This window comes from Thermoanaerobaculum aquaticum (genome assembly GCF_000687145.1).
Lineage (GTDB): Bacteria > Acidobacteriota > Thermoanaerobaculia > Thermoanaerobaculales > Thermoanaerobaculaceae > Thermoanaerobaculum > Thermoanaerobaculum aquaticum.
Map to the genome: position 1 here is coordinate 1 of NZ_JMFG01000035.1, position 15,299 is coordinate 15,299.

12 protein-coding genes are annotated in these 15,299 nt (G+C 58.6%); 1 reads left to right on the plus strand and 11 read right to left on the minus strand.

The window, feature by feature from the left end:
* Positions 1–740: 740 nt before the first annotated feature.
* From cas2 to cas10, 11 genes are all read right to left on the minus strand, one after another.
* A complete protein-coding gene (gene cas2 / locus EG19_RS10615; RefSeq protein ID WP_053335227.1) occupies positions 741–1,022 on the minus strand; it encodes a CRISPR-associated endonuclease Cas2 in 282 nt (93 codons plus the stop codon).
* Between the two features lie 27 nt (positions 1,023–1,049).
* Positions 1,050–2,093: a CRISPR-associated endonuclease Cas1 gene (cas1, locus tag EG19_RS10620; RefSeq protein ID WP_053335228.1), complete on the minus strand. Its 1,044-nt coding sequence runs from the start codon at positions 2,091–2,093 to the stop codon at positions 1,050–1,052.
* Positions 2,086–3,930, minus strand: a complete 1,845-nt coding sequence (locus tag EG19_RS10625; RefSeq protein WP_038050263.1) for a CRISPR-associated primase-polymerase type A1 — start codon at positions 3,928–3,930, stop codon at positions 2,086–2,088. The genes cas1 and EG19_RS10625 overlap by 8 nt, the downstream gene beginning before the upstream one ends.
* Before the next feature lie 63 nt (positions 3,931–3,993).
* A complete protein-coding gene (locus EG19_RS10630) occupies positions 3,994–5,370 on the minus strand; it encodes a TM1812 family CRISPR-associated protein (protein ID WP_038050264.1) in 1,377 nt (458 codons plus the stop codon).
* On the minus strand, positions 5,342–7,219 hold the full coding sequence (locus EG19_RS10635) for a CRISPR-associated ring nuclease (RefSeq protein ID WP_038050266.1): 1,878 nt from the start codon (positions 7,217–7,219) through the stop codon (positions 5,342–5,344). The genes EG19_RS10630 and EG19_RS10635 overlap by 29 nt, the downstream gene beginning before the upstream one ends.
* Before the next feature lie 120 nt (positions 7,220–7,339).
* Positions 7,340–8,347, minus strand: a complete 1,008-nt coding sequence (cmr1, locus tag EG19_RS10640) for a type III-B CRISPR module RAMP protein Cmr1 (RefSeq protein WP_038050267.1) — start codon at positions 8,345–8,347, stop codon at positions 7,340–7,342.
* Complete coding sequence (cmr6, locus tag EG19_RS10645) at positions 8,344–9,474, minus strand: type III-B CRISPR module RAMP protein Cmr6 (RefSeq protein ID WP_161685575.1); 1,131 nt, start codon at positions 9,472–9,474, stop codon at positions 8,344–8,346. Before cmr6 ends, cmr1 begins: the two co-directional genes overlap by 4 nt.
* A 351-nt stretch (positions 9,475–9,825) precedes the next feature.
* Complete coding sequence (cmr5, locus tag EG19_RS10650; protein WP_038050273.1) at positions 9,826–10,188, minus strand: type III-B CRISPR module-associated protein Cmr5; 363 nt, start codon at positions 10,186–10,188, stop codon at positions 9,826–9,828.
* An 11-nt stretch (positions 10,189–10,199) separates the two neighbouring features.
* A complete protein-coding gene (gene cmr4, locus EG19_RS10655) occupies positions 10,200–11,132 on the minus strand; it encodes a type III-B CRISPR module RAMP protein Cmr4 (protein WP_038050274.1) in 933 nt (310 codons plus the stop codon).
* Between the two features lie 12 nt (positions 11,133–11,144).
* A complete protein-coding gene (locus EG19_RS10660; protein WP_038050276.1) occupies positions 11,145–12,347 on the minus strand; it encodes a type III-B CRISPR module-associated Cmr3 family protein in 1,203 nt (400 codons plus the stop codon).
* Positions 12,344–15,022, minus strand: a complete 2,679-nt coding sequence (cas10, locus tag EG19_RS10665) for a type III-B CRISPR-associated protein Cas10/Cmr2 (RefSeq protein ID WP_161685578.1) — start codon at positions 15,020–15,022, stop codon at positions 12,344–12,346. The genes EG19_RS10660 and cas10 overlap by 4 nt, the downstream gene beginning before the upstream one ends.
* Positions 15,023–15,103: 81 nt before the next feature.
* On the opposite strand from cas10, the gene EG19_RS13770 reads away from it, so the two are divergent.
* Positions 15,104–15,292 (plus strand): hypothetical protein, encoded by a 189-nt coding sequence (locus tag EG19_RS13770; RefSeq protein ID WP_161685581.1) that lies wholly within the window; start codon positions 15,104–15,106, stop codon positions 15,290–15,292.
* Positions 15,293–15,299 lie beyond the last annotated feature (7 nt).

Genomic DNA, 15,299 nt, shown 5'->3' on the forward strand with positions numbered 1-15,299 from the left:
GAGGCGGTGATTCCTACCCGGCGAGCCCTTCGAACCCGGCCGGTGGAGATTTAGTCGTAATCCTCTTTTAAGCGAGGCGGTGATTCCTACTAGTTTGGGCGCACTGCGCCCAGGACTCCCAGGGCTGGTCGTAATCCTCTTTTAAGCGAGGCGGTGATTCCTACAGCGGCCGCGAAAACGCCGGCCACCATTGGCCCGTTTGGGCCCGTTCTGCAAACCCGGGAGGGGGTCCAGGCCACCATCGGCCGTCACCCCCGCCGTTCTCGCGTAAGCCATTGCGAATCAACACGTTCATTTTCATCAAACCGCCTGCCATTTTGGCGTGTCAAAGATCGCTGCCGCTCCTCTGGTGAGGATAAAACCTTTGTTTGCGGAAGGCAAGGGAGCGTTCGCACATTGACGGATGTGCGGCGCACGGCGGCAACTTCCCTGGACGATTCACAGGCATCATGTGCGCCTAGACACGGTCGGCGTGAAGTGGGGCTTGGAATGCTAAGGAGGCAAATGGCGCGGAGGCCGCCGCGGAGCGGCGGCCCCACAAGCAGCAGCGGCGGCCCCACAAGCCGGAGCGGTCACAACACGACCAGGAGGAGCGGCGGACGCGCAGAGAGAAATTTGCCGGCAGCCGGCGCAGGAGCGCCGGCCCCACAGAGAAAGATGTGCCGGTAGCCGCCGCGGAGCGGCGGACGCACGGGGACAGCGGCGGCGACACCGGTAAAGCGTGGCGCCAGGGGTGCGCGTTAAATGACCTCATCTTCATTGGAACCTCCGGCAAAGTGCTTCGCAACCCCCAGGTAGTCTATGCTGGCCAAGCAGTGCCCGCAGAGGCGAAGCACCAAGACGCTATCCTCGCTGAGGTTTGTCTCCTGATGAATGCGCTCGTAAATTTGCTCGAGGGTTCGAGCGTCTACCTCGCCCTGGAATACCGACTTTTGGACGCGGTGCAAGAGTTCGGTAAGCCTCTGGGCAAGCCGCACCCGCCGCCGATCGTCCACCACGTCGTAAGCCACGAGAACGTGCATGTGCTCCCCCACTCCGTGCCTAGAGCATCACCGTTGTACAAAGGCTACGTACGGCCCTTCGCCCTTAATGGCGCGGGCAAAACGATAAACCTGACCGCGAATGATGCCCCGCCAGTCGGTATGGATTCCCTCCCGCGGGTCAAAAACTTCCTCCCGCAACCGCGCCAGGAACTCACGGATGAAGATCTTCCGACCGCGTTCAAGCAGGTAGACAGCGCCGCTATCATCTGCATCAGCAATGAGCTGGTCTTGCCCCAAAGCTTCGGAAGGGGAACCAAAATCCGCGGGAACGAGTTGCCGCCGGTTGATGAGGCGGATGGTCACAGCATCCACGATGAGCGCCCGGAACTCCTCGACAATGTCCAGGGCCAAGGAGGGCCGGCCGTACTCCGGCTGATGAAATGCACCCAACATAGGATCGAGGCCGGCAGCCGCCACTTCCCCCTCCACCAAGGTGGTGAGCATCACGTACCCGAAAGAAAGGCAAGCGTTGACGGGGTCACGGGGGGGTCGCCTGGTGCGCTGCGAAAAGCTAAACAACGGATTCTTGATGAGCTTGCCGAAAATGCCGAAGTAAACCCTTGCCGCCGATCCTTCAAGGCCCAGGAGCTCTTCTCGGGTGGCCACCTGCGGCACCTGGTTGGCCAGGACACGCAGCTCCCCCAGCGCTTCGCTCAGGGATTCATCCCCCAGGGTGGCTTGCGCACGAAGGGCCAAATGGCGCTGGTTTTTAATTTTGGCCTCGACGATGTTTTTGGCAATTTCCAGGGAAAATTCGGGGCGGGATAAGTTCCGGTACTGACAGGCCCGCAACTCCACATGGCGGGAAGCACGCCCTAAAAGCCTTCCCCGGAAGGAGCCGCCTTTGGTAAGAAGGACCACGTCCACGCCGCGTTCAAGAAGCGCCATGAGCGCGGCATGGGTTATTTCCACCTGACCAAAAAGCCAAAGCTGCTCCAACTCGGCAAGCTTGAGTGTGCGAGCAAGCTTGCCTGCCCGCCGCAGTTCCAAGACTTCGCCTTTCTGGTGAATTTCGTGGCCGGTTTCGGTAATGGCAACGATCTTACTCATGGGTGGGCGCTTTTTCGATGACCAAATGGTCCACACCGTCCTTGGTTTCCAGACGCAGCGTGACTCCCGCCACCTCCACGAACGGCTGGGTTTCCAACCGCAAGCGTTCGACAATGGCCCGCCGCAGCTCTGCACTGTCCCGAGCCAAGGCAGCCATGCGCGCCTCGAGGCCTAAGAGACGGCGCACCAAGGCCTCAAGTTCGCCCGAAGGCGGTGGACCTGGTGGGGACTGGGCCTCCGGCTGCACGTGAAGCAAAGGGGTGGGATAGAGGTCCTGGGTTTGGGTAAACACGCAGTTACACGGAAGCCGGGAGGTCACCGCCGGAATGCGTGCGCGAATCTTAACGCAAGAGACGGGGTTACCCCTGAGCGGGGATTTTAAGCGGAGGTGCTGGGGCACAGTACCGACCAACGAAAAGAGGTAATTGGCCGCGTTGACCCCGGAGGGAAGGTGGCCAAAGGTGTGAGCAATGATGATGGCTTCGTCATAGCTCAGGCGCCGTTCTTCAATGGCTTTTTGGGTCAGCGTACGCAAAACCGCGCAACCGCCCAGGAGCTGGCGAAAGACCGGCGAGGTTTCAAAGTCGTGAGCGGTCCATGGGGGTGCAGGTGCAGGAGCGGGCGGACTGTCTTTCTCTTTAACCTCCTCGGGCACTGGAAGTTCGGCGGCATCTTCGGATTGGGTGGCCAGCCGGTGCCGATCCAAAACCGCCAGGATGGTCTCCCGGGTGAGCAAGGGAACCGAGCGCAGGTATTCGAACGGCTTCTTTATGGGGGCGCCCTGGGAGTCGAGGAAACAGGATCGCCGACCGGTACGACGGTGAATTCCCAAGGGCAATTTGATCAAGTTGCCCAAACCTTTGGTCCCGGGACGGGAAGCCTTGGGAAACCACTCACAGGCAAAATGCTCGCCTAAAAGTGGTTGGACTAAAGCAATCACCGCTCTCCCCAGGGCCACTAAGGTTGATGCATGCTCCGGGGCAGCAAGCGGAAACCAGAAGTGCCGGCCTTTGTAACCGGAGTCCTCGACGATGGGGGTAAGCCCGGCTTCCTTAAGACGCTGTTCAATCTTAGCGGTGAGCTCCTGCAACTCGCTTTTAAGAAGGGTAGCCAGCGCCTGGCTGCGGCGTGCTTCTTCCAACGCGGATTTTTGAACGTCCACGTCCAGCGCGGCAAAAAGGCAGGTGCCATCGAGGCGGATGGGGTACACGCCGAGGGTAACCTCGCCGAGCAAATGGGCGCGCAGCTCCCGGGGGGTGAGGGGCTGGCGTACCGGGGAGTAGCCTCCCTCACCTTTGCTGGGGGAAAACCACTGGCGGGCGTAAACGTCTTCACGCCCTCCAAAGAGCGCCAAGAAACGAAACAGGTCGGCGTCCTGGGGGATGACGGGTTCTTCGGAGACTGCCGGTTCTTCAAACTTTTTGGTCCGGGGCAAAGGGATGCCCAAGGCTCGGCACTTTTCGGCAAGCTCCAACGCTTTTGGTTCGGCGCCCATTTCCTGGTAGAGGGTGTAAAGGCGCAGTGCGGTTTCGGCTGAGGGTGCAAGCTCGAAGAGCCTGACCAGGAGGTTGACGGCCCTCTCCACCGCCCCTTTTTCTTCAGCAAACTCCACCAAATGTTGAAGCGCCACCACATCGCCGGGGTCATCCCGGAGCGCCAAGTTGAATTCCCGCTCGGCAAGGCCGAAAAGGCCCAACTCTTCCGCCGCCAGCGCCCATTCCCGGTGACCACCCCGCACCTGAACGCGAGACTCGGCACGGCTGCGAAAGAGCGCCCTGGCCTGTTCCAGGTCCCCCTGGGCAGCCAGGTTTCGAATTTCAGTGAGCTCTTCGAACATGGGCGTGCCACCGTTTTATGCCGGAAGCCCGTCCGCAGCCGTCCCGGGAGAAGCCCTTTTCCTTCACGCTTTGCCCTCCCCGCTGGTGCTCAGCTGGCGTGCCAGCTCTTGCCAAGGCTCGTCCAGCTCCAGCAGAGCCTCCAGCTTTTCCACAAGCTCCTCTACGGCCTCTGAAAGCTGCCCCACATCCACCTCGCTTTTACACATGCCGGCATGGGCCAAAGGGTTTCGGCGGTTGGTGATTTCGCGCCACAATGAGCGCAGGACTTTAAGTTCAGGGCTTGAGGGAAGAGGAGGTTCTTCGGGGCGGAAGACGTCGTTCAGTACGGTTTCCGCCTGTTCCCGAATCCCGTGCTCAAGCCAGCTTTCGGGATTCGCGGCAAGCAAAAGGCGGTTAATGACCACCTCCCGGAGTACCAGCAACGCCCTTTCGGGCAAACCAGCCTGTAACCAAAGCTTCAGCAACCGCATCTGGCGGGCGAGTTCCTGCTTGTCCAAAACCAAGGAGGCCTTCGCCGATTTTTTAGCGACCTGCCCGGGGGTTAGCGGATGCAAAGCATCAAACAGCTCCAAGACCAGGCTCTGCTGCGCGGCCACCAGCTTCGTTGCTGCTTTTTCCAGGCTTTCCCTTGTGGTTTGACCCAGCGTTTGGCCCACGTGAACGCCCAGCTCCAGGGGCAATCCGGCGGCAAAATAAGGGCCTGCCAAGCGCGCCGCGCTGATGAGCCGTCGCACCTCGGGAGGCGGGATCATCCCGCTCTGTACAGCCGCGTGGCGTGCTTCCCTTTCGTACTGCTCTAGCAAACCAGCAAGACCGGTGGTGTCGAACCTTTCCCGGAAGGAACGGACGGCCTGCGCCCAGCGCGCCAGGTGCAGGAGGTGGGAAAGGTCAATGTAGGGGGTTTCGGCCTGGCCCTCCTGGAAGACCCCGTAGCCGCACACACCCACGGTGGCCAAGCCCCGTTCCTGAAAGTACAAAGCAATGAGCAAATGGGCCAGGGGGATGGCCCGGAAAGCGTGGGTGAGGTCCAAGTGGAGGACCGGGCCTGCAGCATCGTGATACGCCCTCAAGCGGCTTTCCATGGGTTCAATCATGGCCCACACGTCCTCCAGCGTTTGTGGAAGACCCAAGATCACCGGCGGCGAGATCTTAGAAGGCTCAAGCCCCAGCTCAGCGGCGTGCTTTCTGAGGGCTTCCTGCTTTTGGTTCCAGGCGCTTTCGGTGCAGGCGAACACCACCGCCACCGGTGAGCGCCCTGTGGCGTCCAGCCACTTCCAGAGGGCAAAGCCAGCAAGGGACGTGGGGTACCTGGAGCCATCGGGCATGAGGTAGGTGGTTTCGGCGTAACCCAGGGGGCCTCTTTTGTCCTGCCCCAGCCCAAGGTTGACCAGCAAAAGGTGCGGGCCCCGTTCACCGAGGTTGATGGCTTGCCTTGGCATCGTTTCCATTTTTTTGCTCCGTGTCCGTGGGCACGGGCACCTGCGCCAGCCGCGCCCAAAGGGCCTTGCGCTCGGCCTGGTTGGCAAAGGCCGCCTGCGCTGCGAAAACCTGAGTTTTAAGCACCTCCAGGCGGGTGATGCCCGGACACAGCCGCGCGGTGAGAAGCAGGTTGTCCGTCAAGCTGGCCTGGGAGATGCCCAGGTTGTCGGTGTTAAGCGTGACCGCGACCCCCGCGGCCAAGTATCCCCGCAAGGGGTAGGTCTCGCTCCCCTCCTGTTCTTCATCCAGAGGAAAGCCTTTAATTTGCAGGTTGGCGTAGGGGCAAAGCTCCACCGCAATGCCCCGCTCCGCCACCACGCGCAAGAGGTCCGGGGAACGGGAAAGGTGCAGAGCATGCCCAAGACGGCGGGCGCTGAGCTTGAAAACCGCTTGCCAAATGCCCTCCACATCGTCGTTTTCCCCGGCGTGAACGGTCACCGCCAAACCCACCCGATGCACCGGCTCGAAGTCCGTGGCAAACATCGCCGCCCGGGTGGTGCGATCCTCAAAGCCGGCCAGGTCCACGCCCACCACGCGACAGCCGTTCTTCCAGTGCTCGGCAGCGGTAATGGCCAGAGCCAGGTGTCTAGCAATGCGGGACCGGTCTCCCCCTTCTTCCCGGGTGGCGGTAAGCAGGAGGTTGACGTGGCAACGGCGGTCTTCCGGCGTCTCTTCCATGGCTTGCTGGAAGTGGTTGCGGATTTCCTGGAGGACCACCCACGGCGAGCGGGAGGCGCTGGCGTAATTGGCAGGAGAGCAGCGAATTTCCGCGTAGGCCACATGGTCCGCCAGCAATGCCTCATAAAGCAGGCGGCACTGAGCTCGCAAACAGCCCGGGTCTTTGAGGAGCGCCGATCCGTTGTTGTCCCCCAGGCGCATGTAGCGCTCAAGGCCAATGGGTTCTTCCGGAATTGGCCAGCCCGGTGGCAGGGGAATGGCGCGGACAGGGGGCAAGCTCTCAGGGTTGGCGGCCTCCTGCCTTACCTTGTGGAGAAGTTCTCCATGGGTGGCAAAGCCACCCAGGTGGCAGTGAAGCTCCACCTTCGGAAGGGCTTGCACCCAGGCCTTATCCTGCACCGGGTCCAGGGGCTCGTGGAGCCAGCGGAGGTGGGAGGGTGGCCAGGCGGCCAAAGCGGGGATGGGCAACTCGGAAATCCCCTCCCAGGCGGCGAGGATGTGGCGCGATCGCTCCAGTACGCCCTCCACGTGCTGCCGCAAACGCATGTCGCTTGCCCGCACCCAATGCACGGGCCCTTGGAGCGTGCTTTCCAACGGAAACGAGGGCGCGGAGAGCAGGCGCAATTGCGGCCAACCGGGTTCAGGCCCCAGCCGGACAAAGCGCAAAGCGTTGGTGGCGATGGCCTGTTCCACCTCCTCGAGGGTGGAAGCCTCACGGTTGCCCTGGGGGCCAAAGCGCGGCTCACAAAGCACGTGGAAAACCTCACAAGCCCCGAAAAGCGCTGCAGCTCGCTGCATGGCGGCGGAAATGGTCTTGTAGCCACCGGCAAGGCATATGTAACGGTGGGCTGCCTGGGGAGCCCGCTGCAAGAGCCACCGCCACAGGACTTCCTCAAAGAGCATGTGGTCCTGCTCGCTTCGCAGGTCTTCAAAGTCCTGAACCCGCGAAATGGAAAAGCGGGGGCCCGGATGCATTTCGAAATAGCGAAGCAGCTGCTCCACACCCGGCGATATTTTGGAGCTCGCGGTGGTCAGCACATGCACCTCATCAAACCCCTGGGAGCCTAAAAGCTGCATGGCCTCCGGCACCACCGCCCACGATGTCCCCACCGAACAAAGAAGGATGCGCATTTCGCTATCTCCTTAACCCCAGAGGAGCCGTCATAACCCCCACTCCAAATTTCTCCCGAGACCACACGCCCTTTACGGTAACACCGACGCTATTTTCCAAATCCGTTGGTTTCGTGGACTTCACACCCAGCGCAAGGACTGGAAGAAGCAATTCCACTCCTTTTGCCCTTTCGATGTTTCACTGGAATTACAGATGAAGACTCCAAGAACCCCTTCTATTATCTGGCTTTCGCTTTCCTGAGGCCGCACTTTCAAGATTATGGAAGAGGCTCGTCGGGGGGCTGCAGCGTCACTTCGAGACGACGGCTTCAAAGCTTTGTATTTTTCCCCCAACCGGCCAAGCGTTTCCTTCCAGTCCGATCCTGTCACCTTTCCGATCAAACGGAAACTCGCGAGAGAGGGCCACGGTGTAGGACTAACAGCTGCCGTCGGCTGTGTATCCATCGCCCGCAATTCTCGTCGAGCCTCGTCGAACACCTTCGTGAGCTCGTCCGGCATCTCTCCATCTCTGAAACACACACTGCCCCATCCTTTACGAGATCGGGAACCAATGCCACCTAATTCTAACCACGCTGCAACGGCGCGGACAAGGCCTTGCTCTTGTTTTTTGCCTAAAGATCCCGAACGCCAGGAGAGCCCCAGAACGAACCGTGAACCGGGTTCGAGGGCAGGCCTTTTGAGCAACAAGCCTGTCTTTGCCCTCCCAGTTTGCTCATCGTTGAATTTGGGGTTGTATGCCCGTCCGTCGTTGTCCTTTTCCTTCCTGCTCACAGTGGCTACCGGCCCGTACGCGAGATATTCCAGGGCATCAACTTCGAACTTACCGGACTTAACTTTCAAACCGCTTGCATACGGGCGCTGACCCTGATCCCTGAACGTGGAGCGTTCACACTTCAGAGTAACTGCCACGTTCGAACGAACTCTGATCTCCTTTGCGGCAAAGCCAAAAATGGAGGCCTCCTCCTCTTTTAGTTTGTCGACAGTTAAATTCGCATTTTCGGGGAGAGCCCGCCACCACCAACGGAGAAGGCCCTTGATAGTTTGTGGCCCGAGCTCAGCTGCGTTTTGATCCGCAGTGCTCACAAAGGCGGGAGTTGCCAACTCAAAAACAATTTGGGCATGCCTCATACGCTTATTCCCCCTTTTCTGAGGAGGTCCTTAAAAATAGGGTTCGCTTTGAGCAACCTAGCAAAGAACTCACTGTCTTTGACCAATTCCCAAAGCTGCTTTGCTAGCGCAGCCGCCTCCTCTGCCCGATAGTTTTTGGAGATTTCGTTTGCCACGGACTCAACGTCCTGACGTGAGAAGGGACCACCTCTCGCTAGTCTTGCCGCAACCGGTGCCAGTTTCGAATTGACAACGCCCTGTTGTTCTTGGTTGTAACGGTCTCCGTTCGCGAAAGGACCAGGTTGAGCTTCTTTTTTGCCATCGGCCAGCAAAAAACGCCCATAGCCGATGGAGGTTTTAGCGCCAAAGCCCTGCCACTCCCAGGCAAAGGTAAGCGCTTCAACCACGAGCCGCTTCCATCGTGGTTCCCCATCTACCTTCTCCAGGAAGTGGCTTCGGATTGCTTGGGGCCAGGTAGTCGGGGGCTGAAACCCAACAAAAAAGTTGAACGTCGTCCCAGCAGGCAGTGTGAGGAAAAAAATGGGAACAGGGTCACCCCAATCTCCTGGGACCTGGTTCTTTTGATAGTAATGCCCGTAATGCGGGTTCATGATGTCAACCTTTAGGCCGTCCGCGCAATAAGGCACTACGTCAAAAAAATGAAGGGCACCTTTAACGTGGAGTTGCCTAATTACGCTGCGCTCTGAGTTCTGAGTAAGAGCCCTTTCAATCTTTTCCCGGGGAAGTTTCAGGGCTGTGAGCATAGCACAGAATTCCTTAAAAAGCAGCGCATCCTGGTCACTTAGAGAAGTGAGACGGGTTCTATAGGCCTCTTGCCAACGTTGTCTTTCTTCCCCAATTGTTCCCGCCTCTCTCTCTTTGCGTTTTGCAAAGTACGCCGAATTCTCATCGAACCCGAAAAGCCACCAGACGGTAGGAATCGCCCAGCCGTGGCTGTCTGACTCAAAAAGCGCCAGCTCCTCCGCGGCGCGCCTGACAGAGCCTTTCACCCCGCTACCGGGGAGGTAGGGAATGCCATACGGGTCGAGGAAAGCAAAGCCGTTTTCTAAGGGGTGCTCGTAACCCAATCCGGTGGTAAAAGGCGACGCAGTCACACAGCACACATGCAAGATATCCCTTTTCTTCAAAGCACGCTCCTGCCGTGCAATGATGCTTTTGATTTGGCTTCTCACCTGGGACGAAAGGCCAGCTACGCCGTCCAAGACGTCCTTCCGTTGCGTCTTTGTTAAGCTCCAGGTGCTGTCGTCCCACCCTGCGAAGTAAAGGCGAAAGGTGTGACCTGGAGGGCACTCCTTAAGCGCATCCTGGAACCTTGCAATGTAATTTGGAGCACCCACCCGAAGTCCGGGGCGAAGGCCACGTGTGGGCAGCTGAGGCGTGGCACCACCGCCTCTGCTTTGTCCTGGAGGTCTCTGGCTTCCAGCACCCCTGGGGGCTCGATTACCGGGTGAACAAGGTTGGTTTGGCATAACTACCTCCTACTCACTCCGATCTTTTGCCTGTGCGGCTGCCAGTTGGCGAATCCACTTCAAAATAGCCAAGGCCTCTTCGGTGGCTGATAGGTACTGCTCCGAGCTCATATTCGCCAGCTCATCCATGGCTTCTGAGAAAGAGTTTTTTGTCACCAGGTTTCGCGCAGAAAGCCAAGCGAGCACATGCTGCAAAAGAATAGCGTGATGGCCTTCTTCGCCCTTGGATTTAAGAAAAGCCAGGGTTTGCATTAGCCCGTTACCCATGACGAATGCCGGTGCTGCTTTAGCTAAATTAACGTAGTCAGTGGACTGGCCCTTAACCACCTTCCAAGCAAATGCAGCCCGTTCTTGCTCTAAGCTCTGGGTCATGGTTCACCTCCTCACGACTTTGACACCACACTTAGTGCCACCAAGCCCCGGCCAGTGGTGGCATCCCCCCCAATTTGCACCACCTCGCCGTGAAGCGTCTCCACAAGGGCTTTGAGAACCTCTGAGCTCGTCAATAATTGATCCTCCTCTGCTCCTTTTTTCACTCGTTCCCGCGAAGCCAACACGAGGGAAACAAATAAGGCCTCGGGAGGAACGTTCTCCGTGTAGAAAAGCCCGCCATCATCGGCAGTGCCCGACTCGTCGTTGATTCGTACGTGCGGCTCGACAATTGTTCCGTTTTCTACGTAATATTTAAATCGGGTATCGGAAAGGACGACCAAGTCCTTCTTCAACTTTTCCCTGAAGTAGTGAAAGCCGTCTTCACTCAAGATGGCGCGGTTGGCAAGCCAGGCGGCAACTTTTGCCACTTCGTCGTCGGCTTCCACTTGAAACTCAAATGTTTCAAGAACCAGGCTTTGGCCGGCGCCCTGCCCGCCGCTCCCGAATAGCAACTTGGATTGTGACGAGGTGACCAAACACTGAGAATCGTTGGAGACCTCTGGCACCTGCCAATCAAGGTCGAGCTCACACAGTTGGGCAGCACGTCTTAGCCGGGCTAAAGCAGTTGGAGAGGTTACGTATGCATACGACTCGCGCAAAGAACGCACTGGAAAGAGCACAACCCCGGCATCAGAAAAAGAGACGGCTCCCGCGTGGTCGGAGGCGCTGGCCTCAGGGCCAAAAATTCTTCCCGTCAGTTCGTCACCTTCTTTGGCTTGAAAAACGTCTCGCAGCGCCCCCTTAAGCCCCGAGCCTGCAAAGATGGGGTGGTTCGTATGTCTTTCTCGTTGAATGGGGTTATCCACGACCCCGATGGCTTGCCCGGCGCCCATGTGGACCGGGCTTATGGCGTAAAGGAACATCAAAGCGCGCTTTTCAAACATGATTCACCTCCTTTAATTGTGTTTTGGCCACACCCCGATGAGGGTAAGGTTAAATCCTTCCGCAAGACGTTGCCGCCAAACGTACTCAGCAGGTTTCGGGTCTTTTTCCCAGGCAAGCCACGCCTCTAACCCGGCCATGAACGGCTGACGTGCAGGAACCGGGCCCCGAAAGCAAAAGACTGAACCCTGGGGAATTGCCGGTTGAGCGGGCTTCGGCTGGTGGGCAGCTAAATCCCACCCGGATACAACCTGGGGTCGGGCTACCCGGCAAGCCAGAAGCCGCGGGCCCCCATTGCCTTGCGGCCCTGCCCAACTGGTGGGAAGGGGCGGCAGCCACCCCAGAGGTGAGATACATGGGGTAACGCATAGCGCCAGCCAACCCTCAGCAGGTGGGTTGATCTCAGGCAACTCGCCCTGCCAACGGCGAACTTCCGCGCCGCGACCATCACCGCCGAGACGCACCACGCTGCCCAAGGGCAAAAGCGACGCTTCCACGCCCTCCACACCCACCACAAACCCCAGATCTGGCTTCAGCGCGATGGCCACTGCGGTATAGATCCTTCCCTCCTCGGCGGTATAGCTTTCCCGGGAACGAGCAATACCCAGGCGAAAGTCTGCGGACCAAAGCTCAGCGGAGTGAATGAGATCTGCTGGTTCCGGTGTTTCGCCACGAAGGTAGGTTTCAAGCGCTTTTTGTTTGAGCCACCAGCCCGAGCCCGGCTTGCCCCTGGGAAGCCTGCCAATGAAAACATGGCTAAGCTCTCGGGGAAAAGAAAACGGCAAGCCCTCGGAGTGTTCCCTGCCAAGTGTAAGCTCTGAACGTGCAACCGGCACAAGACGCCGCACGGTCTTTACGACCTTCCTGCCACCGCTTCCCTCTTCTTCCCAAACCAGCAGATCCGCGGGAGCAGGAACAAAAACCTCCCTTTCCGTTCCAAGGGCAACGAAATTAACCCTGAAAGAACCCGGTTTTCGCGGCGTTCCGATAACCTGCCTCATTGTTGGTGACGGCACGTCGTCTTCACGGGTTTTTTCGGTGAAAAACCCAAGGTGAATTTGAGGATCGGATGCAAGGATAGCTGAGCGCAAAGCCCCAGAGAACACCGATGGCCACGGTGGCATGAGGGCCTCGCCGTGTTGGCCGGTATCGCCGAAGGCCTCGTTGCCGCGAAAGTAGAGAACATCCAACGGCTTAAGGAAAAGGAACGTGGTCATTGTCCTCCCCCTTTTCCAGAGTTTCCCAGGGCGCGCCCCTCCCGAGCAAGGAACTCTGCTACTTGAAGCATGTGTGAAAGGTGCTCCGTGACCGATCGCCACCCATCACGGTCGGTATGGGGTCGGCACTGCCCCAAGGCAACGTTCACAAGTGTGTGGGCGATCCTTGTGGCCGGGTCCTCATTGGCCTCCCAATGAATTCCGGCTTTCCTGAACGTTTCGGACCTCATACCTTGTCGCTTGAACTGGTACGCCAAAAGGTCCTCCAGCATGCGTTGGTACTCCTCAGGCTCGAGCTTTCCCGCTTCTGGGTTAGGCGGCATCCCGTTTAACCAAACTAGGGCGTTATACACGGCTCGGCGGGAAACGCCGGGGATGGCCAGGGCATCCCGCAGCTCAAAGAGTGCGCTCATGGGTGAGCGCTCCCTTGCCGAGTAGCTTTTGAAGTTTTCTGGGTCGTAAGGTACGTCGGGGCCGCTGCCGTTGATGCCCCCGAAGCCCCAACGAGCGGTATAGGACAGTGCACCACCGGCCCGTTTGAGGATGCGGATGGAAAATGAATTTCTGCCGTTTGATTTTGCCGCTTTCTCTGCAGCCCGCAGTTGCCGGAGCACGGAAGAAAGCGGCGACATGTGGTGCGCCACCACAGCGCCCATGGAAGCCGTAGCCCGACCACCCATTACCCTCAGAATCGAGCTTTTCCCTTTCCGCACATACCCGCGAGCGATAACGTCGCCTTCCGCCCCCATTTCGTCCTGAATGGCCTTAAGCTGCTCGTAAAGGCTCCACACCGCGTTCCTGTCTCCTGTCGGGAAAATGCCGGAAAAGGCGCACCGAAGCATGAACATGCAGGGCAACAGATCATCCACACTGACCATCGCTAGAAGATCATCGCCACCGCAGTAAATGAGCCGGCCCAAAAACAGTTCCTCCACCACCCAAGGAGCCACCTGTAATGCAAAGGTGTTAAGAGCTCCCGAAAGCGCCTGGTGATGCGACGCTGAGCCCGGCCGAGGACAGTTCAGGAGGTCGAGACCACCCTGAAGCCCCTGCACGTAATTTGCCAGCTTGCTATGCCAGCACTTTTTCAGCGGGATCATGACCTGTGGGTCCCCGGAAACCCATTGACCCATACGGTCACCGTCCATGAGGATCAAGGCGTAGTAGCGTTCGGGCGAGCGGCCCAATAGCGACGTCATTTGCCTCAGGATTTCCCTCTGCCGTTCGCTGGGTTTCTCCTCCTCCCGTTCTTCCAGCAGAGCAGGAAGCCGGCGCACCAACCTTTCCACTTCCCCTTTTCCCTGGAGCTCAACGGCGAGGCTTCTGGGAAGGGCCACCGGCGAGACTCCCTCTGTCGCTTGAACAATGGCTTCCCATGCCCGTTTTTGCTCGGAATCGAGCTTGCTCCATCGTTCCTCGAGAGCTTGCAAATCCCTGGCCAAAGCCATGGTATGAGTGGAAACCACGAAGCGGTGCATCCGCCTGCCAGCCTCTTCCCCACCCTGCCATCGGGCCACCTGCTCCGAAAAATACGCGGGCCAGAAACGCTTAAGGGCACAGCGTCCGCAAAGGTGTTCGCCTTTTCTGCCCCAGATGGGCTTATCTTCCAGCCTCAACCAAATGGTCTTGTTGGCACTGCGTCTTTTACCAGGCGGGACCCCGCGAGTGTGTTCTTCCTCTGGGAGGGATAGCCATTGGCGTTCACCGCAAAGATCACACCGGAAGCCTTCGTGCACCTGCGGGTTAAAATCTCGAACCGACTTGGCCATGGCCAGGTAGTCGTCGGCGAGCTCCCGCAGGGCGGGATAAAGGCTTCCGGGGTTTGGCTGGTACCGAACCGAAAAACCTGTATTCACGTCGGAAATCGCCCACTCCCCGGGACAGCGCGAATCCTTTTTCTCGAGCTTGTCCTCGAGCACTTTCCAGAACGGATGGTCTAAGAAGCTCGATGGCTTACCTTCCTGGATTTCTCGAAACTTTCCGATAAGCTCTTTTAGCCTCTGATACCCTTCGGGATTAATGGACTCCCCCCCGTTCGTGATTGGTGAGAAAGGAACCAGCGCGTATTTCAGCTCGGGAAAGCCTTCAAGGTGCTCCTTTACCTGTACAGCAAGGTAGTTGGTTTTTTCTTCGCTTAATGGTTCTCCGGCATCCTCCAGCAGCCTTTGGACCATGGCCTGAACTATTTCGTCTAACGCTTTGGCCACACTAGCCTGAACTCTGTGCAAGACGGCGTTGCCTTCCTTCTCCGGTACCAACGCCACAAAGACGTTGGGAAGCGCCGCCCGGAACAGCGGGTTGGCGTCGGACTGCATTTCCCACCACGGCAATTCCAGGGGGATCCCTTTTTCGTTTTGCAGCCATACGTCCACCAGCGGTACCCCCCAAAGCGAGGGGTAGATCACGACGTCGGGCCCAAACGCCTCGGCAATGGGCTTTACGGCATACCAGGCCAAATACGAGAGGAGATGGGAGCCGGCCCACAAGTCCGAAAGCGTGCGGGCCTGCTCGATGAAGCTTTGCACGGGCCCGAGACTTACGTGAAGCAGCGCCGGTACGTTGCCGGTGGCGAAAGAGGTGGCGATGGCCGAGGTGAGGGCGAGGTGTTCCCAGATGGAATGGTCGGGGACCCGGCTGTCCGCGGGCAACAACCGCCACAGGTGACCCAATTTCAATTGAGTTGGTCCTTTTTCTGGCGCCAGACGCCAGAGGGCAAGAAACGCTTTCTCATCACTCAGAGGCTCTTTGTGGTTAGGATGAACCTCATTCAGCAGTTTCAAAAGGTGCACGAAAGTGGTCAGCTCGATCCACTCACGGGAATCCTCCCAAAGTTCAGACAAACGGTAGCGATCGCCGGCAAGCGGATGGACCAGTTCCGGTTCTTTCCAAAAATGCACTTCGGGCGGCCAATGCCCGAGTTCCTGAGGGTGCTGGGGGCGGTCTAGCGCCGAG